The following is a 24,467-nucleotide window of genomic DNA, read 5'->3' as shown; positions in this document are numbered from 1 at the left end:
AGCGGGTATGCGTGCCGTAGCTGTTGAGAGGCCGGCCTCTCCTGCCCCGTCGCACATCCCCGCACCACCGCTCGATCCGCAGCCGCGACTCCAGTTCCTCGGCTGATTCGCGGCCAACCGCCGTACCGCCGTCGATCCCGCCCATCCCACAGCAGGGTGGCCACCGCACCACATCCTCGAACCCGGGTTGCGGGTGGCGTAGCGGCTCGCGCGGTCTGTGGATCTAACGGTTTTCCGACCCGACCTACCGGGCGTTGCACCTGGCGAGGAGGGCGCCATGATGACCACGACACTGAATGACATGACCTGGGGACGGCCAAGGCCGAGCCCAGCAACCGAGGCAAAGGCCCTCGCCGAGCTCGTGCGGCTGACCAAGGAACAGGGTCTGTCAACTGACCGGCCCAGACGGCTACTCACGCGCCCACCCGCCGGCTACCTGCTGGGTACCTGCGGCCTGTTTCGGCCGGAACAACGATCAGCGATGCTCAAGGACCCGCAACCGTGCAGGAGGTCGCTAGATTGACGAAACGCCAACCCCTCAACAAGGTCCATTCCCTACCAACAATGGGAAACTGGGGTGAAGCACCAACTACCCGCTTGGAACGACCCAAACACGACTAGTTGGCCAATCCGAATGTAAGCAGAGCCCAGTCCAGATACGACGGCGTCGCCGCGCAGCCACAACCCGAAGTTGTCGTAGCTTCTTGTTAGGCTCGTTCGCCGTGGCATCGGCGTTCGCACAGACCGTGCGCCACCGCTCGTCACGACCAGTTTTGGCAGTCGATCAGTTCCCATATGCGCCAGTCGGAGGTGGCATGGGCTCGCGCGCGGCTCGGACGACGCACGGTGTCCGTCGGAAGCGGCGACTCGGTGGCTGACCACTTCGTCAGGCACCCGATCTACGGCATCGGAAGGATAGCTGGCGGCGGATCGCTGGTCTGGTTCTTCGACGCCCCCGGCATCGACGAGATCGCCATGCCCTTCACGTCGGACTTCACTATCGTTCAACTCGAGCACCGCCAGCGGGTCTGGTTCAAGGACGCAGGATGGTGGCTCACCGGGTATGCCGATAGCCCGAGCGATAATGGTGACGTCTATCTAGTTGACCTTACACAGGGCGGAACGAAATATATTTCCGCCGACCTATTGCGCGTTCGAAGGAGGTTGCCCCTTGTCGATCCTTTGCCGTTCCTGAAGGCCGGCGTAGTCGAGAGTAAAGGCTTCCATGACGGCCGCGCCGCTTTCGTTGGCGACATCATGCGACAGCGTGCAGCCTCCCAAGGACTAGCCGGCATCTGGTCGTCCGGAGTCGAGCTCCATGCCCACCAAATCGGTGCCGCCCGCCGGGTTCTAGCAGATCCAGTAAAGAGATATCTCCTCGCGGACGAGGTCGGGCTGGGCAAAACAGTCGAAGCGGGAATGATCCTTCGACAACTAATGATGGACGAAGCTGGCGATATTCTGGTCATTGCGCCAGACGGCCTGGTCGCCCAGTGGGATAGCGAGCTTCACTCAAAGTTTCGTGTCGACCAGTACCCAAACCGAGTCTCGATCGCTGCTCACTCCGAGGTTCCAGCCATTGACGCAGCACCGCGACTGCTCGTCGTCGTCGACGAAGCGCACCGGCTCACGGCGTTAGACGCCGACGTCGACCACAGCTACACATCGCTCTGCGCGATCACCAAGGCCGCCAAGTGCCTGTTGCTCCTGTCTGCGACGCCAGTCCGATCGAACGAGGATGGCTTCCTGAGGATGCTGCATCTCCTTGACCCAACAACCTACCCGTTGGACGACATCGCCAACTTTCGACGTCGAGTGGAAATCAGGGACGATCTGGCGCAGGCGCTCGCCTCGATGAGCGACGAGACTCCGGTTCGATTCCTCAACGAACCAGCGACGACATTACGGAGGTTGCTGCCCAACGAACAGTGGCTAGCCTGTGAGCTGGACCTGCTCGACACAGCAATCACCAGTCGGGATGCCGCCACCGCACGGGCCATTTCTCGGAGGGTGCACACCCGACTTAGCGAGACGCATCGAATTCACCGTCGACTGATCAGAACCCGCCGCAGCGGGTCCTTGGCGAAACTTTTTCCTGTCCGCGGCCGGACCGGCGGAAAGAAGTGGCTGCTTGCCGACCCAGATACCCGGCGGACAGAGGTTCAACGCCTGATGGAAGACCTACGGATGGAGTTGTATGAGTCCAATACCGTGAACCCCGCCGCCGCATTCCGGGCAATGCTCGGAAGAGCCATGGCCCCTATAACCGCGTTGGCCGATGCAGCAATTGCCCTGCGCGCGGAGCCCGGTCACGATCTTGATGCGGCTGAGGCTGCCGCCCTCGACGGTCTCACCGACACCCCTGTTGGGCGATCGCTGGCGAATCGCATTGACCAGATTCTGACCCTTGGCACGGAGAACGACCGATTTGACGTGATGATCGAATGGGCATGGCCCCATATCGGTGTGCGCCGAGTTGCCGTAGCCACCTCTTTTCCGGCCACCGCCGAGGCCGCCGCCCTACGGCTGGAGACGCAGTTCGGCTCTGGGCGCGTGGTACGCCTGCTGTCGACAATGAGCGTCGAAGCGCGCGACGAGGCCGGAAGCCTGTTCCTCGCAGAACCCTCTCGGTCGATCGTCGTGATCGACCGGGGTAGCGAAGAGGGTCTGAACCTGCAGGTCGTCGAAGAGGTCCTTCATCTCGATCTCCCGGTTAGCAACGCCCGCCTTGAGCAACGTCTCGGGCGCTTTGATCGATGGGCTCCACGGGGCTCTGCCATCACGTCCCCGGTGAGATCCACTGTCTTCTCTGAAGCCGACGAACGCTTGGACGCTCACCTCGGGGCATGGCGACGGGTACTCGACGAAGGCGTCGACATCTTCGGTCAGTCGAGCGCGACACTGCAGTACGTACTGCCCGAGCTTGAAAACGGGTTCATCGAGCTAGCCCTCGACTCAGGACTCCCAGACGCAGCCAAGCAGATGGTCGCCCGGCGCGACGACCTCGAGGCTCAGCGTCGTCGAATCGAGGGTCAGGACCTACTGGACACAATCGAGGACCGGGCCGACGATCAGCACTTGGCCGACAGCATGCAATCGACTGATGGATCACCCCGAATCTCCGGCAAGTTCCGCGACTATGTCGTCAAGACCCTGCGATTTACCGAGGATGTCGGAAAGAACAGCACGCGTTTTGGTATCAGTTCGCGGCAACCGCCGCGTCTAACAGAGTCGCAGATCCATCAGATCGGACCGGACCACCTGCGCCGCCGCTACGCCAGCCGCCGTGCTGCGGCAGTCGACGGAATCGGCTTGCTGCGGTGGGGCGAGCCGATGGTCAACCGGTTCGTCGATCTCGCGATGATGGACGAACGGGGACGTGCTTTCGCCATCGAGGTTCGCCAGCCGCGCCGCGACCCTCAGTCGGTGTTGACGTTCTTCAGGTTCAACGTGATTGTGACGCCGGGGCCGGCGCCCGTCGACCACCTCTACGCGAAAGACCCGGCAGCCGGGGCGGCAGCAACAGCCCGACTCGGTCAACTGTTCCCGCCACGACTGGAGACCGTATGGTGGCACTCGATACACGGCGAACCCGACGAGCGTGCACGTCAGGCGCTTGCCTCGGCTACGGGGCATGACCTCGGCGTGGATCCGGAGCGGTTCCACCACCTGACCTACGGCCTCGACTGGCAGCATCTGTGCGAGCGCGCAGCCGCCGGGGCCTTGCGAGTGGCAGCGCAACGGGACGCGGTCCAGGAGACCGCAGCGGCAGCGGCGGCGGGCGCAGAGGTGATGTTGGCTCATGAGAGCGCCATCCTCCAGGCCCACCTAGATGCCAGTGCCGGACCCACACTGGATGCCGCCGTTCTCAGGGCCGTCGTGGCCGCCGTGCAAAATCCTCATCTAGCTATCGACGCCTGCGGCGTCGTCCTCATAACCGACCCAAGCCTATGACCGGACCGACCATCGCCCTCGGCGACCTGCGGCACAACGACCCGAGGCTCGACCGCCGCCTGGCAGCAAACAACCCTGCGCCGCACGAAGTCGCCGTCCTTGTCCGATCCGGCCTCATGTTTGCCCGTGCCAGCACGTTAAATCTGATCGACACACCCATGCGGAGTTGGGATACAGCGATCTGGCAACCGCATGGCCTCCTCAAAGATGGCGACACGCTCACCCTAACTCCGTGGCAGCCGAGCTGGCTCGATACGCACGGCGGTGCCCCGCCCGACGAACCAGTCAGCCGCCGGGCTCGACGCCGGCTCGACGGCAGCGTGCCGGCCGACCGCTTTTACGAAGGTGCGACCGGGCAGGCAACCGCCAAGACGCTCGCTCAGCGCGACGCGTTGCGTGCGACCGCGCTTGCCGGCCCAGGCGACACGGTGATCTGCGTGCTGCCCACCGGTTCAGGCAAGACAGACGTCGTGCTCACGCGCGCGATCCGCTACCGACCGCAGCAGGCCATCATCATCGTTCCAACGGTGTCGCTAGCAATCGACCTTGAACGCCGAGTGCAGGATTTCCTGAAGACGACCGAGCGGTTCGCGTACTACGGAGCCGCCGACGGCGCTATCAAGGACCGAATCCATACAGGTATCGCTGCCGGCTCCCAGTGGCTTACGATCGCCGGCCCCGAGGCCGCGTGTCTCTCCCTTGCCAGACCACTCCTGGAGGCTGCGAACCGCGGCACACTCGACATGATCGTCATCGACGAGGCACACATTGTGGCTGAGTGGGGCGATGCCTTCCGGCCCGCCTTCCATACGTTCGCTGGCTTGCGGCAACGCCTGCTCGCCGTGGCTCCTGACGGGCGGCAGGCGACCACGGTACTGCTCACTGGGACCCTCGACACCTACGGCCTGGCCACGCTGACACGGCTCTTCCCTGGGCGGAACCGGTTGATCGTGTCTGGACAGGCGACTCGCCCGGAGCCCGCGTGGTGGAACGCACACTGTGCCACCGAGAATGAGAAACGCGACCGGCTGATCGAGGCGCTCCGTCACCTACCCCGGCCCGCTCTGGTCTACACGACCCTGCACACGTCGGAGCGATCGACCAACACCAAGACTGTCCAGTCATGGCTTCGAAAGGCGGGTTTCCGATCGACGATCGAGATCGCCGACAATCCCAGTCCACAACGCCGACAGGCTGCAGTGGCCGGCCTTCGCTTGAGCGGGCCTCTGGAAGACGACCTCGACGTCGTCGTGGCGACGTCTGCGTTCGGTCTGGGAATCGACATTCCAGACATCCGTACGGTCATTCACGCGTGTGTTCCGGAGACAATAGATCGCCTCTACCAGGAGGTGGGCCGTTCCGGGCGCGACGGCTTGGCCACGACATCGCTCGTGCTGTGGACTGCCGCCGACATGGCCCTCGCGGAGTCCATCTCCCACGAGCGTCTGCTCGGTGTGGACCTTGCGTGGAGACGCTGGAAGAGTATGCGCAACGGAAAGTGGTCTGGGACGCACCTCACCGTCGATCTGCGGGCGGACCACGCGGGTGTGAAGTATCCATCAAGCGACGCGAACATCTACTGGAACATCCAGACACTCTCGGCCATGGATCGCGCCAAGATGGTCCGCCGCCAGTGGCCTATTCCCGAAAACGTTCCCGACGATGCGGATGACGACACCTTGGAGGTGCTGTTTGACAACCAGCGGTCCGCCGCAGCCGTCGAAGTACTCCAGAGCGATCTCGACGATGAGTCAACCTTCAAGACCCGGTTCGCGGCCGGCCAGCGTAGCGCTCGCAGCGGATCCGCTGCAGCTCTCGCTGCGGCTACCCATCTCGTACGTGGCCTCAATGAATGCACCAACCGCTACCTAGCAAGGAACTACCAGGTCGAAGACGAGAGCGGCGACCGGTTCCCGGTCTCCGTTGCCTGCGGCGGATGCCCGCACTGCCGCCGAATTGGCAGCCTGCCGCGCTCCGCGCCCATGCACCACACGCTCGTGGCGGGCACTATCAGCATGGAGGCGCACGACGACCTGCGGGCGCTATCGGTCGATCGCCGGCTGAGCGTGCGCTTCGACGCACCTGACCCCGCAGCCGTCCGATCGCTGGTGGACCGCTTGATCAGGAGGGGCATCGTCGTCGTAGCCGCGCTGTCGAGCACCGCATGGACCTCAAGATCACCGAACCCCTGGTGGCAGGAGGACATAGCCTCGCTCATCGAGCGGCGCCTGGCACCTTGGCGTGTGCCTACGCTGCTTATTGTGGACCACGGACTCGACGACACCGACCTTGCCCGGGCGTTAACGTCGCTGACAAATCAAACACTTGGGGTGGTCCTCACGCCGACGACACGACGTGATCCGCGCAATCCCAAACAGTTCCTGCACGAAGCGTGGACGCCCAGCTACGACATCTACGATTTACTGAGGAAGGTCTGACCATGGGTGTGATGACGACGTCGCCTGACGTTGTGCCCGAGGCATTGCGGTACCTACTGCGTGCCGTGTTGGCCCACACCGACGCACGCTGCAACAAATCGGATCTCCTTCTACTAGTGGCACCCGAGGGCCTCCCCGAGACCATGAAGCCCTTCGAAGGCGACAAGCCAGATGACGGCGATAACGAGAACAACTCCACAAGCGGCAATCTCATTGTCACCCGATCACTAATTGCCTTAACAGCCTTCAAGCTCGTCTCCGCCGAGGGTGCCGAGATTGTCGCAACGGATACTGCTCGCCGTCACTGGTCGAAGCCATCCGATGTGTCCGCCCGATCCCTCAGCCGAGTCCTCCGCTCTCAACTGTGGCAAGGTGCGACTGCGGGCGACGACGCGCTGCCTGCCGACCCTGACAGCGATCTCGTGAACGCCCTGGCAGTCCTGCACGCGTGGCCCGAGCCACTGCGCCCATTTGACTTCGAGGGTGGTAGCGGTCGCCGATTCGACTTCGCCCAAGCCCACTGGTACGGCCCGAACAAGGCAGACTGGCCAATAACGAACGTCGTACAATTCGCGCCCTTCCGCCGATGGGCGGCCTATCTGGGGTACGCGCAGCACGTTGGCAAGCAGTCAGTCATCGCCGAGGCGAGCCAGGCCCTCGTGGCCGATTTGCACTCTTTGCCACGGTCGCGATACCGGGTGAGAGACTTCATCGACCATTGCGTCCGCCAGCTGCCGATCAGCGACGGAGGGTCTCGCACTCATTGGAAGCCTGACGATCCGCGGGAGATTTCCCCCGGATTATCAATGACGCTGTCGCAACTGGAGGCATCCGGCCACGTGAGCATCCCGCCCGCCGAAAGTGACCGCGACTCCATGGTCATTTCTCTGGGCTCGGACAGGGCAGGTCGAAACGTCTCCCATCTGGAATGGCACCCACAAGACGTGGCGAAGGAACGCTCGTGACGACGCTGTCGATACCGCCCTGCTGGTCGCGGGCAGAGATTCAGAACGCTGCTCAGGTCGACGTCGGCGCGCTCGACTTCGAGGACGACGCCTCCAGCGCCCTATTCGACGCGGTCCATCAGTCTGTACCTCTCGCCCGGCTCGGCAAGAATAAGCAGCAGCAGCCGGCGAGCGAGAGAGATGTACTCAACGACCTCTGTCAACCGATCACCTCGAATGAGCCGCTTATCCGGTTCATTACCGGACAGACCGGTACTGGGAAGAGTCACTTGGTCCGGTGGCTGCGGACCCAGATACCTCGCAACGATAAGTGGCACCTGGTCTACATCGAGAAGCGCAACACCTCGTTGCGGCGGATCATCGAGCAGATTTTGACCGATATCGACACGCCAACCGCCAACACGCTTCGGATCAGCCTGGTTCACGCTGCGGCGCAGGTCACTACGGTTGAGGAGGCAATGCTTGCGGTCCTGAACCAACTCCACCAACTCGTGACGTTCGACGAGGCTCCTACGATCGCTGGCCTGTCTGGGCCCGATCTCGCAGAATCTCGCACCTTTGTCGCCCGTCTGATCGGCGACTTCATGTTCAAGCAGCAGCTTTCACGCCCGAGCGGGCCGATCGAGCGGATCGTAAAGCTCGCCATGCACGGCTACGACTCCGAGGCCACCGTCAGTCCAGAGGATCTTCGGTTTCGCCAATCGGACCTGCGAGTCGACGCCGAGGCCTTCGAGGACGCGGGCCAGGACTTCCAGGTCCTGATCCGGTCCCTGGCCTCCAACGAGGGCCGTCGGACGGAGGCCGCCGCGATTATCGACTACTACGTGCCCCGAGCAACCGCCGCGGCCATCACTGGCAGCGGGACCGACCTGCTTGGCGTCTTCGAAGACGTCCGAGGCGAATTGGCTCGCCGAGGTCAGCAGCTATTCCTTTTCATCGAAGACTTGGTACTCCTGCATGGTATCGACGGGCAGTTGGCGCACGCGTTGACACTGCCTGCCCGGCGTGATCTGTGTCCGATCCGGGCGGTGATAGCCGTCACCACCGGTCATCTCGACACCCGCTACGACACCTTCGCAGAACGTGGTGTGCACTACACGATGGATGTCCCGCGCGAGCAGATAGACCCCGGCGACCTTCGCATGTTCGTCGGCCGCTACCTCAATGCTGGTCGGGTCGGGCGCCACGAGCTCGCGCAGGCGAGACACCTTGGCTCGCCGAGACCGAACAAGTGCACCGGTTGCAGGTACCGGGACAGGTGCCATCCGATGTTCGGCACGACCGACGAGGGGCATGGCCTGTTCCCGTTCAACGCGGTCGCGGTGGATCGGCTCGTTGAGCTGGCAAGCCCCGACAGGTTCGATCCGCGCAACATCCTGCGAGAGGTCGTTCGCGCCCCGCTGGAGGTAGCCGAGGCGGAACTGGCTACGCCCGGTATGTTCCCGTCGGCGCGCTTCGCAGCCACCCTCGCCCCTACCCGCACCAGAGTGCCGCTGGTGACACGTGACACGATCACGAGAGGCTCTGCAAGCGGCGAGGCCGAGATCAGCCTACGGGCGTTCTACGCGGCCAACCCAATAGCGAGCGATCCGACGCTGGATTCGATTGCCATGGTGTTCGGAGTCGAACTTACCGATCTTGGTCTTGAGACCTCAGCTCCCGAGGCCGCGCAGCCAACGCCGGCCGCCGTTACCGCTCCCTCGACCATCGATGCGTGGGCCAACGGTGAGCGACTGCCGAGCAACGATGCGCGCAAGATTCGACGGTGGGTAATCGATGCCCTGGCCCTGCGGCTGCTCAACCACCCACATAGCCTCAGCGTCTACCGCTCGCGCGGCAGCGTTCGAGTCGGAGCTGTCGACATCACTCAGGGGCACGTGGTGGTGCACAACGCGGGCGGTGGCGGTAACCCACCTGAGGAACTTACGATTCAGTTTCGACAAAGTGATACTGACGCGGTGGTCCTCAAAGGCATTCTGTCGTCGGACACCGGGGATCTCGCGGGCCCGAATGCTGGCCGTTGGTTCTTCGACCTCCAGGCGCGACTCGACACGTGGGAGCGGGAGATCGTCGACCGGGCGTCGCAACAGCCCGAGGACGAGATAGGCAACGCGCTGGCAGTGCTTGGTGTGCTGAGCAGCGCCGACGAACGAACTCCTACCAGCCCGGCAGAGGCTATCGCGATCATGGTCAGGCCGCAGCGGCCGGAGAACCTGCACCCGGAGATCGTGAAGTTTCTCGGTGCGGTCGAGCGGCAACGGACGGAAGCGTTAACCGTGGTGCGAGATCACTTCACACAACGCAAGTCCACCGGCCTTCCGACAATCTTCGACGCGGGAGCAGTGCTAGAGGACTTGCTGCCCGCAGCACGACTGAGTGAACTTCCCGGAAACGGCGCGGCGACCAACCTGATGTGGCGAGCAGTGCGCGATCAACAGACCGTGGCCGCCACGTCGGCATGGGCACCGGTCAAAGGCACGCTAGCCGCGATCACGCAGCAGATTGGCCCGTCGGAGGACTTCACGGAGACGCTACAGGTCATGGATCGCTTCGTCGAGCAAGCCCTCCGCGCTGGTGTATTGAAAGACCCAGAAGCACACCGCCGGTACGAAGAGCTCCGGGCCGCAGCCGCACCAGGACATCTCACTAAACTTCGGCAGCTGCTCAAGCGACGAGAAACCACCATCAGCCCGGCCATGCTGTGGGAGCTTCCGCAGGACCAGACACCGATGCTGAAGAACATCCTGGCGTTTTGGCGAAACTGTGACAGCCTTCTGCGTTCGGTGCGCTCTTTCAACCCGGTGGATGATGGGCCCACAGACACCTACGACCGGGCGCGCCTGCACAACGCGTTCAGAACCCTTGCCGACCGCCTTGAAGAGCAGGCCACACGATGACTGACACCCACACCGTTGCCACCACTCCCAATGGCGAGACGCTCGCCCAGCGAGCGAACAAGGCTCTACTTATGCTGGCGGCACGCGGAGACCAGCAAAAGTCGGCAGACGAGCTCGCCGGGATCACCGCCGCCTGCAAACGTGCCGAGGATGCGTCCAAAGACCTGGACGCCCTCGCGGAGATCGTCACCGAGTTCGCGACACGCAACGTGCCGTACACACCGCCGCCGCTACCGCCGGACGCCAGAAAGGCAACCACAAATCTGCGCGGCGTTGCTACAAGGGCACTGGATTCAGAGGAAGATCTGACCAGCCGCCTGCGAGGCAATGCCGTTCAAACGGCATTGGAAACCGCTGAAGCCATCGTGAAGAGGTCCAAGCAGGCGTTGATCGCAGCGGCGGACACCGAGCGAAGACGCGTCACACCGGATGGAATTGGCCGACCCATCACCGTCCTACCCGGGAAAGAGTCGGTGCGGATACAGGCCCAGCGGATTCAAAGCACTCTACAACAGCGTGCTGCCCAACAGGTCACCGATTTACCGGCCGCGATCGACGGCTGGCGGGCTGCTGCCAGCGAGTGGAACGCGGTCAGCCGGTCCCTAGCGCAGGCCATCTCCGAACTTCCCCCGGAGATCAAGGCCTTCATCGAAGCCGCAGTCAGCGACGACGGCGCCGGATGGTCTCTGCTCACCCCGGCCGTACGTGAGTGGCTCGACATGGACGGCCATGGCGACGGCTATGTGATGCGCAAATGGTAGACATCGACCACCAGGTACTGCTACGCGTTCTCGACGAGCTTGAGGACCACGAGGCCCGCAACCTCGTATGGGGACTTACCGAGGAGTCGTGGACACAGGAAGCGTTGATCGATCGCATCAGCCGAGCAGCCACCCTCTTCGACCCGCATGAGGTCCTGGAACAGTTGCAACAGCATGGACTGCTGTTCGAGGTGGAACGGACTTGGCCGACGGCCTACCGCACCCGTATGGCCGAGGCAATGCGGTTGTTTGCGCACCTTCGTCAGCAGTTTTCCAACAAGCCATGGCAGGCTGCGGCTCCGCTAGTGGCGGACTTCCGGTTCAGGCACGAGCCCCGTCGCTTTCCGAAACGTGACCTGAACCTGGCCGACGTATCGACGAGACTTTCGGTGCAGGGAATAAGTCCAAAATTCGACGCTGCGGCCAAAATTCTGGACGGACGCGATCTCTCGCAGTTTCAACTCGACTCGACCGTGGCAATACTAAACGCGATGGCCGGCCGTGATCGAGGCGTGGTCGTGTCTGCCGGCACTGGCAGTGGCAAGACGCTAGCGTTTTATCTGCCGGCGCTGATCTACCTGGGGACCAGACCAGACGGGGAGACCGGCGCCGGTGTTATCGCCATCTACCCGCGGAACGAACTACTCAAAGACCAACTTGCGTCCGCGCTTGACGAGACCCGTCGGTTACGGTCCGCTGGCGGCCGCCAGATCCGCATCGGCGCGTACTTCGGTAACACGCCAAACCAGGCACAAAGGGGCCACGCGCCGAATCGGCAGTGGCGCCGGGCGCCGGCTGGCTGGGCCTGCCCGTTCCTGACCTGCCGGGTGTCCATCGACGACAAGCGCTGCGGTGGCGACCTTATCTGGCAGTTTGCCGACTATGAAACCGGCCGCGAGCAGTTGAGATGTGCGACGTGCGGAGACGTCGTGAACGAAAATGAACTGATCTTGACACGGCGCAAGATGCAGCAGCAGCCCCCGGACCTACTGTTCAGCACTACTGAAACGCTCAACCGGTCGCTGAGCGACGGCTGGAGCATGCATGTGTTCGGTGTCGGCCCGAAAGCGCGCTACACGCCGCGCCTCGTCCTGCTCGATGAGGTACACACCTACAATGGCACCAACGGTGCACAGGTCGCCTATCTGCTTCGCCGGTGGCGCCGTCTCATGCGACGCTCGGCGAGCCGGTCAACGGCCTGGGTGGGGCTCAGCGCGACGCTGGCCAACGCCGAGCGTTTCTTCGCCGAACTGTGCGGCCTTAACGATGGCGCTGTCGAACCGGTAGAGCCCCAGCCTGAGCACATGGAGCCACGGGGCCGTGAGTACCAGGTCGTCCTTCGTGGTGACCCCGGAGCCCAGACGGCGCTGCTGTCCACGACGATCCAGTCCCTGATGCTGATCCGCCGGGTCCTGGATCCTCGGCCCACCACCATCGGAGCCTACGGCAGTCGTGTCTTTGCGTTCTGCGACAACCTCGACCTAGTGAACCGACTTTATCGGCAGGTTCTCGATGCCGAAGGTTTCGACGAGTTCGGCCGACGCAAGGCAAACGGCTATGCCCTCGCGGACCTGCGAATGAGTCGATCCGCCCAGCGACTCGGTGCAGTTGTCACGGACTGGCCGCTACGCGATGCCGATGGCCAGCACTGGTGGATGCCCGAGCAGTTGGGATTCGACGGCCGGGTGCTGACCATCGGCCGGACCTCGTCACAGGACGCCGGCGTGAACACGCTGGCCGATGTGATCGTCACGACCGCCTCGCTTGAGGTCGGCTTCGACGACCCGCAAGTCGGTGCTGTCCTTCAACACAAAGCACCTCGCGACATCGCCTCGTTCCTGCAGCGACGGGGGCGCGCCGGCCGTACTCAGACTCAACGTCCATGGACGGTCGTGGTGCTATCCGATTTCGGGCGTGACCGGGCCGCATACCAGGACTACGAGACGCTCTTGGCACCCGCGCTACCCGAGAAGCGACTCCCGCTAGGCAACCAGTCGGTGCGTAAGATGCAGGCGGCGATGTGCCTGATCGATTGGGCTGCGAACGTCTTGAACGTCTCGGCCCGCCGGGACAGTGGCCGCACCATGCGCAAGGTGTTCGTCAAGCCCGACGAGACCCACGACCCTCTGCGTGAGCAGACCGCCGACCTGCTCGATCGGGTGATGAGCGGCGGACCTGAACGCGACGATCTCATAGCGTTCGTCGGGGCGTCTATGCAACTGCCGCGAGACGAGGTCGAGGCGGTGTGTTGGGAGCAGCCACGGTCGCTGCTACTCGACGCCGTGCCGACCGCACGACGTCGACTGGCCAGTCGATGGACCAAGCACCGCGACGACGACGGTCGCGACCCGGACGACAGTTGGGTGGAGGACTCCCCGCTGCCGGATTTCATCCCGAAGGCGCTGTTCAGCGACCTGTGCCTGCCTGAGGTTGCGATCGAACCGCCGGTCGGCTACGACGCCGCTGCCCGCGAGTCTCTCGCGGTCTTTATGGCACTCAATGAGCTTGCGCCGGGCAAGGTGACTATGCGCTGGGCGGTCGAGCGCGGCAAGGGGCTATGGATCCCTCCAGCTGACGACGGCGGGTCGGTAGCGGTGGAGGAGGGCATCGCTCGGGTGAATCAGCTCATTGGGGAGGTGAAGGTCAAGGGCCAAGTGCTGCCGCTGATCCGGCCGCTGATCACCGCACCGGTCGTACCCGAGCCCGACGTGCGGCCGTCGTCAAACGGCCGGCTGGCCTGGCAGATACAGCACCAGCCTGCGGGCGGGGCTATTGAGATGACTCGACCCCGATCTGGTCCACTGCGGACCTGCGTCACCGAGGTCCTCGCCTACCTACACACCGCTGCGGGCGCGCTTCGCACGTGGCGGTACGCGACCCAGACCACCGCCAGCGTGCTACGGCGCACCGGAGGACGGCGGGAGTTGCGTAACTCGTTCACCTGGCAGGGCGCACCAGCGGCCATCGGCTACGAGGCGACGGTGGACGCACAGATCGTCACGGTCACGGTGCCGCAGACCCTGGCAGCGTTCGCCCTGGGCCACTCCGGCAAGCGTCTCCGCCAGTTGCGCCGCGACTACTTCATCCATCAGATGCGCTCCGCCCTGCATGCCGTGCGCATCGATGCCTTCCTCTCCCGCGACATCGCCGAAGCGCTAGCCGTCGCCGCCGCCGCGAGGATTATCGGTGGGGGTGCCGCCGTCGACTTGACGGCCATCCCCGTATCCGAGTGGAAGACAGTAATTGGGGGCCTGCTCCACGAAGGGGTGATCGGCCTCGACGACAGCGATGACGAGCAGCACGACAGTCAGGCCGGCAGTAAACAACAGGAGCGGCTCCTGGAATCGCTGACAACACCACATGTGGCTGCCGCCATCACCGCTGTGATCGGCGAGCTGACAGCACCACCCGGGGACGGATGGCTGCCGTGGCTTCGCGACCGATACGTCCAGACGATCGCCGCCGCCTGGCAGGCTGCCGCGCAGCAGATCTGTCCCGAATTCGATGCCGATCTCGACAGCCTCATCGATGTCGACCCTTTGGGCGACGGACCGACGGCTACCTTCATTATCAGCGACTCTGCCATCGGCGGTGGCGGTCTCATCGACGCGCTAACCAACCGCATCAGCGAGGATCCGCGGCGCTTCGACTACCTGGTTACGACCGCGCTGCAGGCCTCCGATCTGGAGGAGGTGGACCGGTCCATGCGGCACACCCTCGACCTACTCGCCCGCAATGACGGCGTGGCCCGGACGGCGGCCCGGTTCCGGCAGGCGACCGGTGACCGGCTGGGCGCCTGGCAGGACCTCCTCGTGACACTAACCGCCGAGGGTGTGAGCCCGGCTCACACCACGGTGACTGCGCTGGCCAGCCGCATATTCCGGGCGGCGTCATCGCCCGCGTCCGATCAACTGCTCACCACGTGCCTGCGACGCTGGGACGAGACCGAGGAGCGGGTCGGGTTTGCGGTCGACTACCGCAGCATCTGCATGACCTTGCTCGCCGAACAGGATGTCCGGGCCGCGCTCGTCGAGGCCATACCCGAAGCCGCCAAGCAGGGCGACAGTTGGGCACGGTCCGTGTTGCAAGGGTTATTGTGGCCGAGCGCCGAAGCGAGGCGGGCGGCGTCCCTCGTCGCGTCGAATCGGTTCGTCAACGAGGCCCCTCTAACCGAACGGACGCTCGTGCTGGATTCCTTGCCCAACCCGGTGAGCGACGTAGACGTCGATGAGCCGCAGTGGCTCCGCATGCTCAGTGACTTCATCGCCAGCAGCGGCCGTTGCCGATTGTACTCGGCAAGCGATGACCGTTTGCAGCTCAAACACGCGATCCAGCAGTTGGTTACGAGCCCGATCGAACTCGGGTGGCTGCATGTGCACGCGCATGTGGAGGCAATGGCCCGCCACGACGGCGTCCTACACGTCGAGGTGTCGCTGGAGGAGACGCCTCAATGAGCAACAGGCACATCCACCGGCTCGCGGCGCGGCCGCATCGACTCATCGGCGAGGCGCTGCAGGGCCTCGTCGTCGCAGAGATCCTGTCACCCGGACGGCGCGTTCTGATTGCGTCGCCGTGGATCAGCGACGTGCCAATTCTGGACAACCGCGGCGGCCGTTTCACCGCGCTAAACAGCTCCTGGAGCACCCGCGTCATCCGTCTGTCAGTGGTGCTCCGCACCCTGCTCGAAAGGCACACCGAGGTGTATCTGCACTGTGGGCCCGGCGGACGTGAGAAGGCGTTCATCGACCATCTGCGCAATATGGCCCGCACCGACGGCACTGAGACACGGTTACACACCCGCCAGTCCAGGCATGACCCAGAGAAGGCTCTCGACCATGAGAAGGCGATCGCAGGTGACGACTGGGCCGTGTTCGGGTCCATGAACCTGACCTACCGCGGTGTGGAAATCAATGGCGAACTTGTGACGGTCTCCACCGATCCAGCGCGTGTCGCCACTATCACTACCGAACTGATGAGCCTGTTCCGGTGACCGGACCACGAACGCCAGTGATCGCGGTGTGGCCAACTTTCCGCGACACGTTCTTCGCGCCCCCCAACACTCTGGACATCACCAAACGAATTCCTGACCTGGACCGTCTGCTATCTGTTGTCAGCCAACTCGTTGCGGCCGAGCCGCCCCAGCCGATCGTGCTGCCGGCGGTCGTGGGCCGTGTCTCCTTCTACTACGGCATTGCTTTCACCAATGAACAGGCCCACAGCCTGCGAGAACTGCTGCAGTCCCACGTCGGAGCAACCTGGTCGGACTTCGACGGGCTCAGCGTCCACGGTCCGGCCCTCAACGATCCGCTGGTGCAGGCCGCCACAGCCTTCGCTGGCAATCCACGTTACGTCTACCGGTTGAGGGTCGCTACCACTGAACGCGACATGGTCCGCGCCTCGGTCCTGTCGCTACTGGAATCGCTGGGCACAGCGCCACGTCGCCAAACACGGCTGGCCGTCCCAATCGGACGTCTGGTGGGCGACCTCGCCGACGCATGCGCTGCCGGCGCAGAGGACGCTGCCAACCGCACATACGCTATGTTGGCAGCCGATCACCGGATATCCGAGACGAATCGGCTATTCCTGCAGGTCCAAGTTCTCGCTGCGTTCGATAAATGGGACGATCTTACAAATCATCCAATGCTCGACAACCTGCTGAGGCTCGACCGGCCCAGCCCGGTCTCGGACGCACTGGCCCGCCTGGCCATCGCGCAACTGCCGGATTCGCCAACGCTGGAGGCATTCCAGCCTGTCGGGACCCGCTTCGGATCGTTGATCGACTCCGTGACGGTCATCCGGACGCCGGCCGGCGCCCTGTACTACACCCTGCGGTCGCTGGCGGCCGGTGAAGCACCTGAGCAACTACGCCAGCGTCTCATCGACGCCGGCTGGGCTACCCCGACCGTCACCGCCATTCTCGGTACCGGCGGCCCAGCCGGCGCCGACGAGGGCGCACCGACACGTACGCACCAGGAGTTGCGCGCTGCGGCCCAAGCGGCGATCCGCGAAGGTCGCTACGACACCGCAATCGAGTTGCTCTCGGTACTGCCAGCTGATGTCGTCGACCTGCCCGGCGTCATCGACGCCGTCACCCACACGTTCACCTCAGCCGCCCTAGCGCTGTTAGAGCGTCACCGCGCGGCACACGGCGACGAGATACTACGCCAGGCCAGCATCCAAAAGCCCGTTCCTACCAGTGCCGGCACCTCGCTCGTGCAACGACTGCGGGCACTGTTCAACCCGGCGACGCCACCTGCTGCTATCGCCGACATAACCACCGCCATCGAACGGTCCGGTCTCGCAGAACTCCGCGCTCCGGGTGGCACCGACGCAGTGTGTCGGGCGCTGCGCGAGCTCACAGCCAGCGAGGACGTGATGCGCTTGGCCACTGGTCTGGACGTGTGTATCGATCTCGCCCGCGATCTTAAGGCCAGCGAGGCAGACCATGATGCCATTAGGTCGCTTAGCCGGACGGTGCTGGAACTGTGGGCGTTCCATGACACCACCGGTGACCGCCGTCGGGCGGCCCGTATCGGGCAGCTCGCCAGCGCGGCTGTCGAAGTCGGGCTGAGCCGTCAGGAGTTCGACGAGGTCATCGAGTTGCTGCGCGTCGGCTGGGATCCGTTCCTTACCGATGCCGACCTGCCTGTCGGACTTGACGTCCTGGAGCAGTTGATCGGCTACCGACCCGCCGACTCCGACAGTCTGGACAAGTTCGCCATCCCGATGCTGTCGCGAATCGGCAGCCACAACGCGGGGCGCATCCCGTCGGCGCCACTGGCGGTGGCAGTCGACCTCGCGGCGACGTTCGGCCTGACCATCGAACTGCCGGCAATGCACACTGCCCCATCGCCCGTTGTCATACCGAACGGTCTCAAGATCGCGCTCTATTCGCTCGAGGAGGGGGCGCTCGCTCGGGCAACGAAGATACTCCAGCAACGGCATCCGGGGCTGGGGTTTCTGGTCTCTTCGGACCATGTCGCCACCGACACACTCAAGGTGGCGGCCCGGACAGCCGACCTGTTCGTCGTCGTTGACCGGGCCGCCACGCACGCGGCTACCGCTGCGGTCAAGGCCGACCGACCCAGCGCACCGATCCGTTACGCTGCCGGCAAAGGTTCCACCTCATTGATCGAGACTGTGGAGACGTGGCTGCGTGACCGGCAGGCCGGGCCGGACGAGACTCCTGAACGCCCGGCAGGCCGCCTTAGCCGCGACCGCCGACCCGGTAACGATAACGGTCGATGAGGTACTCCTGCACTCTGGCGATGTCGCGGGAGGTGTTTTCCACACCGTTCCAGACCCGTTCGCCGTCGGGGAACGGCCACGTTCCCTCGGTCCAGTGGCAGTCGTCGGCGATGGCCTTCAAGTCGGCTGCGAACTCTGCCTCCGTGACAATTCCATCCGAACTGCCGCGTGCATGGGAGATCTCGTCCATCAGCACACCCATACCGATGATGCCTACACCGTGCATGAGCCGAGACTGGCGTGGCGGTTTGTTCCACGCGTCGGGGAAGACCTCGGCGACGGCCTTCCAGAAGTTGTTCAGGATCGAGGTCATGCGGTCATAGTTCGGCGCAGCGTTGTCGCCGCGGTAGGGCCAGAGGGCACCGTTACTGAGACTAGACTCCAGCATCCGCAACATCGAATTGTCTTTGATCAGCCCTTTCGGGTTGGTCTGGGTTTGGATCATGCGGTGCAGCGGCGACTCTTTTAAGAAGTTAAGCCGTTCCACGAGGGTCGCCGGTATTTGGCGGACCATCAGCGGCGCTGGGAGCGCACCGGACGCCTCGGGCAGTAACTCATGGATAAGGCCCTTAGGAAGCGCCTTGGTCGAGTTGACCAGGATGAACTGAGAACGTTGGTCGGCGTGAGTGTCGGCAATGAAGGCGGTCACGCACACCGGAAACTCGTCAAGACGCGAGTCACGGATTGCGGCACTCCGCTGCTGCCCATCGACGATGAACCCGGGCTTGTCCTCCTCCTGCCCGTCGACGATGATCGGAATAATAATGGTGCCCGACCGCACGAAACCAGGGCCGTCCTCATCAGCGCCTTTCTTGCCCTGAAATCGGACGCTCTCGTCGAACGCGATCACGATTGCATTTGGCAGCAGAGGGCTCGGGTCAGTGTCCAGGTAGCGGCGAATCGCACCGACGTGCGCCGCGCTTTCCGGCCGCTGGTAGCCGTGTAGCTTGGTTGTGTCGTCGCGGCGAATACGTGACACCGTCGCGATGTCCGGCAGCTGCTTCCCGTCGATTGCGAACGTGTAGACGCGCCGGTTTGGGCCCTGCTGGATCTGCAGCGCGGGCAGGCGCAGCAGCCGTCGGCGGCCAGACTTCTGCGGGCTGTCAGGTGCCTGCGTCACATTGGGTCCTCTCCGAGTTGGGTACGCAACCGATTTCGGAAAACGTACAGGTTATGAAAGCCGCGTCGCTTGTTGCGCTCGCTTCCGCGGAAGATGGCGATGGTGATGCCTTCCTTGCGGCACAGCGGGCACTTGCAGTCCTTCCAGGGCATGTCCTGCAGGGTCCGCCGGTAGTCCGCGCGGCGGTCGACCTTGGGGTCCACCAACTGGCTATATTCGTGGACGGCCGTCAAGGTTTCATCTATGGTGGCTAGCCCGGCATCGTACTCGCGCAGCCGGCGAAGAGCGGCGCGTTCGAGGGTCATCGCCCTCCGCTGGTCGATCTCCCCGGCGCTGATCCTCTTGCGTAGTGCGGGGTTACCTTCCACCTGCTTCACCCGGATGGCGACATAGGTCGAATTGGGTGTGTAGTAGTTGTCGCGGTCGTCTTTGAACGACTGCAGGAACGGCGAGGTGCTGTCAAAGCTTGTCACGCCGTGCTCGGCGAAGGCCGGGATATTGTCGCAACGGCTGATCCCGAGCAGATGCAGTTGGGTACCGGCGTGACGCTCCCCATCGACGGCAGCGAGGCAGGCGAGGATCTCCGGAGTCTTGTACGGGACCATGCCACCCATCGCAATACGACTGTAGCCGATACGCTGCAGTTCTCTCACGGACTTGGCGTAGGACTCTGGGCTCCAGCCCTGCGCCACCCCAAGTGGCTCGAAGCGCACCTTGCGGTCTTTGCATCGCTTCCAGAACTGGTTAGCATAGTCGAGGGTGAGATCCTGGCGGTCGGCCCATTTCTGCACCGACTCGTGCCCTGGATCGACTGGCGTCAGCGGTTTCAGGTTGAACACGATGTGGTCAACGGAGATACCGTAATCGAAGTCGTTGCGGTCGTAGAACTCAATGACTTCCTCGACGGTGAACGGCGGCTCATCGAGTTGATGATAGGTGAAGGCGCCGCAGTCGCCCATGATGCTCAGCGGGCCGTGGACATGGTCCAGGCGGAAGAACCGGCGGGCTCCTTCGCGTCGCAGCCGATTGCGCTGCGCACCGGTGTACTTCCCCGCGACGCCGCTCGAGTAGCCGTCCACGATTGACTTGGCGACCAGCAAGCCATGAAAGGGCGGCGAATCGAAGACCTCGTGAGCGTACAAGTCATCGCGTTGGCGTACCCGCATGGGGTCGCGTTCCTCTGTGAGGAAGTCGAAGCTGGGGTCGATCTGATCCTGGCTATCGGGGAAAAAGTACTTCATGATCGGGCCGCCCGTGCATCGATGTAGACCCGAATAAGGTAGTTCGACAGTGTCTGGATCTGGCCGGGTACGTTCTCAACCGCGTTCCACGGCAAGTTGATCTGGTCCCAGGTGCCGGCGGTCCACCGGCAGTAGGGGGCAACCAAGTCGATCTCCTTGCGAATCTGTTCGGCGGCGTCGAGACGGCGCGGATCGACGATTGCTAACACCCTGTCCATGAGCCTTCCCATCGCCCGGATGCCGGCGCCGTGCATGAGGCGGCTGTCGTTGGCGGGTTTGCCCCACGCGTTTGGGAATGCGTCGCGGACTGCCGACCAATACAGGCACAGGGCGTGGTGGATGCCGTCAACATCGATCTCGTTGCTGGTCAGGTTCCGGTACGGGTACAGGCAGCCAGCCGCAGCAGTGAGGCTCTCTTGGATCATCGACACGATGCTGTTGTCGGCGATCACCGCGATGCGGACGGCGTTGCCGCTGGTGGAGGCCCGTTTGATCATCTGGTGAAACGGTGACCGCTCGTCGTTGTTGAGCCGGTCACACACCATCGATGGCGCTTTACGGACGCTGAGCCGCTGGGGCAGCGGCGCGTCCACCTCTGGCAGAAGTTCGGTTACCAGGCTCGGCGGCAGCGGGCGGGTGTTGTTGACGCGGACGAACTGATCGCGTTGCAGGCTTACCGCGTCGGCGACGAACGCGGTAACTGGCACGGGGAAGTCGTGGCGTTCGGCTCGGGACAGGGCGATCGCCCGTTGTTGCCCGTCGACGATCCACGCAGGCTTTGCCTGTGCCGGACCGGCCAGCGGGAGTCTTAACGTGCCTGCAGTGGCCAGCCCGTCGTGGGTGCGGGGTCCACGGCTGCCAGTAAACCTCGCGCGGGAGGACAGGGCCAGGATGATCGCGTTAGGAAAGATCACCGGTCCGCTGTTGAGGTAGTCGATGATGTCCTGGACATGGCTACGAACCTCGGGCCGCTGGTAGCCGATTAGCCGGCTAGCCTCGTCGCGGCTCACCCGAGACACGTCGGCGATCTGCAGCACTTCAGCCGCGGTAAGTGCGAACAGGTACAGCGGGTGTCCGTTGATCTGGTCGATGCGCAGCGCGCGGCGCCGCAACTCCGTCGGCTGATCGGTCATCATCGGTGCACATCGCAAACGTCGCGATGCAGGTCGGCAAAACGGTGCTGTTCGCACGAGCGGCCGGTAGCGCGCAACTGACGTAGCAACTGGGTGGCGCTGGTATGGGCGTGGCTGCGGATGTAGGCAGCGACCTCGACATCTGTCATCCGCTGACCTGCGGCGCGGGCCGCCGGTGGGTTGGCGGGGACTGCAGCCTTGGCGGCCGTACGCAGCGCGACGCGCGTCGTGCCGGTGCCATGTTCGAGTAGGTAGTTGGCGACGCGGATGTTGAGGGCCTGCAGGCTGCCCCCGACGGTGTGACGCAGCACTGCGGTGACCGGGATCAGCAGATTCGCGAGCGGGGCATGCGCGGCGGGTGGCCCGACGACAGACAGGGTGTCTCCGTTGAGCAGCCCAGCAGCAGCGAGCAGGTCCTCGGCACAGGCCCGCTGGTATGCCTCGGACAATACGGCGATTACGGTCGCCGACCTGTCGGCGGCGACGAGTTGTTGGAACGTGCGGGGCCCGACGGCGGGCCCCTCCCACTCGCCTAGCCGCTGCCACCAGTCGCTCACCTCCGCAACTGTCGCCCCCACCGTGTCGGGGGCGGGCGCAGAGAACGTGGCGCCGTAAGCACAGATCGGAGCATCGGCCGGGATCAGGCCATAGCCAGCGGAAGCAATCCACAACTGAGCGTTCCGACCGGCCCGGGAATCGACCAGCTCACGCACGACCTTCCAGTGTTCGCCGGCGTAGGCGTCGATCGCGGGGCAGCGGCGAGAGGTAGATGTCTCGAGCCGGCGGGTCCAGCTGGCAAATCGATCTGCGGGGCGCCGCTGGAGGACTGTACGCAGGTGGAGGTCGGCCGGGACAGCGTGACGTTTGCGGTTCGCGCAGGTGACCACGATGTGTAGCGGCCCACGCTGGCTGGTCACGAACCAGCTCCAGACGGTACGGGCCACGATACCTGGGCAAAGGCGACGTGGTTGTGGATGCTTTCGTCGTTGACGACCCGCACCCAGCCCCGGTTGATCCGTGGATCGTCGCGGAGCGCGATCACCACGTTGCGGGCCATGTCTTCGACGAAGACTGGATTGTCGTGGGCGGCCATCGTCACGTACCGCTCGTCCGGGCGCTTTAGTAGTGCGTACAGCGGCGATGAGCCGGCCTGCTCCGCCACGGCGATAAGGTCGTCGAACCACAGCCCGGTGGCTGGACTGGCCAGGTCGGCTTCGATGGTGACCCGGCCACGTTGGTTATGCGCGCCGTAGTCGCTGATCGCCTTACTACACGGACAAACGCTGGTTACCGCCACCTCGGTGCGCAGCGACACCCGACCACCGGCCGGACCGCTGATGACGGTGATCCTGCATGGGTAGTCCATGAACGAGGCCGCACCGGTCGCCGGCGCCTGCCGCTCTAGGAAGTAGACAAAGGCAGCCGATACGGTCGCGGTGAGCGAGCCCATCCGCTGGCGTAGGTCGTCGGCCATCAACAGCATGGTCGCAGCGTCGAGTTGGTCGCGCCAGGCATGCAGCACTTCAACGAATCGCGACAAGTGCGCGCCCTTGACCTCGGCCTCCACATCAATGGTCATGGTCATAGTGGCGACCGTGTCCCGCTTATTGCCCTGGCCGTCGCGGACCAGTACCGGATAGCGCAACCCGTCAACACCCACGGTTTCCAACGGGACCCCGCGCTCGTCGGGTAGGGCCTGCACATCGATGAGGGTCACCGCTCACCTCGATACACACAACCCGAGGTGCAAGTTTCTCTGACCACGATCGCCGACAGCGACAGCGTGTTGACGAGTCGTTCCCACGCCCACCGAGCCAAGTTCTCGCTGGTCGGATTCTCCAACCCAGGGACCTCGTTGAGGTAGTAGTGGTCTAGCTCAGCGATCACCGGATTGACGGCAGCCTTCAGATCACCGAAGTCCATGATCCAGCCCATCGTCGGGTCGACCTCGCCGCTTATGTGAACCTCTAGCTTGTACGAGTGGCCGTGGAGCCGGGCGCATTTATGGCCTTCCGGCACATGGGGTAGCCGGTGGGCGGCCTCGAAGGTGAACTCGCGGAAGATTTCCATCAGGCGATCCCAAGGTACTTGTGGGTCTGCAGGCTGAGCTGCCACTGCGGATGTTCGAGGCAATACGCCACCGTCGCCGCCGTGTTCGCTTCCCGATCAGGGCCATCCATTGGCTGCAACAGGAAACGGCGAAAGTCGAGGTGCTCGAACCGGTCAGGCATCGCCTCCGGCTGCGGGAACACCAACTTCAGATCGTCGCCCGAGGTCAGTACAACCTTTGCCTCAGCTTTCGGGCTCACGCAGATCCAGTCGATACCGGCCGGTGCCGGCCGGGTGCCGTTCGTTTCGATTGCGACTTCGAACCCTTCATCGTGCAGGGCCGCGACCGCCGCAGCGTCCAACTGCAGCAGCGGCTCGCCGCCGGTGCACACGACGTAGCGGCGGGCCCGCGGGTGCGCCGTTCCCTGCCATGCCTTCGCAACGGCAGCGGCAAGGTCGGTCGCAGAACGGAAACGGCCCCCGCCGGGGCCGTCGGTGCCGACAAAGTCCGTGTCGCAGAACTGACATACAGCCCGATGTCGATCGCTTTCTCGACCGGTCCACAGGTTGCAACTGGTGAAGCGGCAGAACACTGACGCACGACCGGCGTGGCTGCCCTCACCCTGCAAGGTATAAAAAATCTCTTTCACCCGGTACATGG

General features: G+C 63.9%; 15 protein-coding genes. 8 read left to right on the top strand and 7 right to left on the bottom strand.

Annotated elements, in window-relative coordinates; all coding sequences use genetic code 11:
* Positions 1-870: 870 nt before the first annotated feature.
* From dpdE to dpdD, 8 genes are read left to right on the top strand one after another with little or no spacing between them, the layout of a single operon-like run.
* Positions 871-3,954 (top strand): protein DpdE, encoded by a 3,084-nt coding sequence (gene dpdE, locus OG792_RS02345; RefSeq protein WP_329106906.1) that lies wholly within the window; start codon positions 871-873, stop codon positions 3,952-3,954.
* The gene (gene dpdF, locus OG792_RS02340) at positions 3,951-6,392 is read left to right on the top strand and encodes a protein DpdF (protein ID WP_329106904.1); all 2,442 of its coding nucleotides are present in this window, start codon (positions 3,951-3,953) and stop codon (positions 6,390-6,392) included. Before dpdE ends, dpdF begins: the two co-directional genes overlap by 4 nt.
* Positions 6,393-6,394: 2 nt before the next feature.
* Positions 6,395-7,357 carry a hypothetical protein gene (locus tag OG792_RS02335; RefSeq protein ID WP_329106902.1) on the top strand — a complete coding sequence of 321 codons (963 nt, stop codon included), beginning with the start codon at positions 6,395-6,397 and terminating at the stop codon, positions 7,355-7,357.
* Entirely contained in the window at positions 7,354-10,254 is a 2,901-nt protein-coding gene (gene dpdH, locus OG792_RS02330) for a protein DpdH (RefSeq protein WP_329106901.1), read from the top strand. The genes OG792_RS02335 and dpdH overlap by 4 nt, the downstream gene beginning before the upstream one ends.
* On the top strand, positions 10,251-11,015 hold the full coding sequence (locus tag OG792_RS02325; RefSeq protein ID WP_329106898.1) for a hypothetical protein: 765 nt from the start codon (positions 10,251-10,253) through the stop codon (positions 11,013-11,015). The genes dpdH and OG792_RS02325 overlap by 4 nt, the downstream gene beginning before the upstream one ends.
* Complete coding sequence (dpdJ, locus tag OG792_RS02320) at positions 11,009-15,469, top strand: protein DpdJ (RefSeq protein ID WP_329106896.1); 4,461 nt, start codon at positions 11,009-11,011, stop codon at positions 15,467-15,469. Before OG792_RS02325 ends, dpdJ begins: the two co-directional genes overlap by 7 nt.
* Positions 15,466-16,005 (top strand): phospholipase D-like domain-containing protein DpdK, encoded by a 540-nt coding sequence (dpdK, locus tag OG792_RS02315; protein WP_329106894.1) that lies wholly within the window; start codon positions 15,466-15,468, stop codon positions 16,003-16,005. The genes dpdJ and dpdK overlap by 4 nt, the downstream gene beginning before the upstream one ends.
* The gene (gene dpdD, locus OG792_RS02310; protein WP_329106892.1) at positions 16,002-18,263 is read left to right on the top strand and encodes a protein DpdD; all 2,262 of its coding nucleotides are present in this window, start codon (positions 16,002-16,004) and stop codon (positions 18,261-18,263) included. The genes dpdK and dpdD overlap by 4 nt, the downstream gene beginning before the upstream one ends.
* Here the strand turns inward: dpdD and dbpB (OG792_RS02305) are convergent.
* Genes dbpB (OG792_RS02305) through queE form a run of 7 tightly spaced genes read right to left on the bottom strand, consistent with a single transcriptional unit; the run spans position 18,223 to position 24,465 of the window.
* A complete protein-coding gene (dbpB, locus tag OG792_RS02305) occupies positions 18,223-19,383 on the bottom strand; it encodes a DGQHR domain-containing protein DpdB (protein ID WP_329106890.1) in 1,161 nt (386 codons plus the stop codon). The genes dpdD and dbpB (OG792_RS02305) overlap by 41 nt on opposite strands.
* On the bottom strand, positions 19,380-20,624 hold the full coding sequence (gene dpdA, locus OG792_RS02300; RefSeq protein ID WP_329106889.1) for a tRNA-guanine transglycosylase DpdA: 1,245 nt from the start codon (positions 20,622-20,624) through the stop codon (positions 19,380-19,382). Before dpdA ends, dbpB (OG792_RS02305) begins: the two co-directional genes overlap by 4 nt.
* Positions 20,621-21,760, bottom strand: a complete 1,140-nt coding sequence (gene dbpB, locus OG792_RS02295; RefSeq protein WP_329106887.1) for a DGQHR domain-containing protein DpdB — start codon at positions 21,758-21,760, stop codon at positions 20,621-20,623. The genes dpdA and dbpB (OG792_RS02295) overlap by 4 nt, the downstream gene beginning before the upstream one ends.
* A complete protein-coding gene (locus tag OG792_RS02290; RefSeq protein ID WP_329106886.1) occupies positions 21,757-22,674 on the bottom strand; it encodes a hypothetical protein in 918 nt (305 codons plus the stop codon). The genes dbpB (OG792_RS02295) and OG792_RS02290 overlap by 4 nt, the downstream gene beginning before the upstream one ends.
* Positions 22,671-23,474: a GTP cyclohydrolase FolE2 gene (gene folE2, locus OG792_RS02285; protein ID WP_329106884.1), complete on the bottom strand. Its 804-nt coding sequence runs from the start codon at positions 23,472-23,474 to the stop codon at positions 22,671-22,673. The genes OG792_RS02290 and folE2 overlap by 4 nt, the downstream gene beginning before the upstream one ends.
* Positions 23,471-23,827, bottom strand: a complete 357-nt coding sequence (gene queD, locus OG792_RS02280; protein WP_329106882.1) for a 6-carboxytetrahydropterin synthase QueD — start codon at positions 23,825-23,827, stop codon at positions 23,471-23,473. The genes folE2 and queD overlap by 4 nt, the downstream gene beginning before the upstream one ends.
* A complete protein-coding gene (gene queE / locus OG792_RS02275) occupies positions 23,827-24,465 on the bottom strand; it encodes a 7-carboxy-7-deazaguanine synthase (protein ID WP_329106880.1) in 639 nt (212 codons plus the stop codon). Before queE ends, queD begins: the two co-directional genes overlap by 1 nt.
* Positions 24,466-24,467: the final 2 nt, after the last annotated feature.

The sequence above is a fragment of the Micromonospora sp. NBC_01699 genome, assembly GCF_036250065.1.
In the GTDB taxonomy this organism is placed as follows: domain Bacteria; phylum Actinomycetota; class Actinomycetes; order Mycobacteriales; family Micromonosporaceae; genus Micromonospora_G.
The sequence above is the reverse complement of the archived record's forward strand: the minus strand, read 5'-3'. Positions and strand labels throughout refer to the sequence as shown.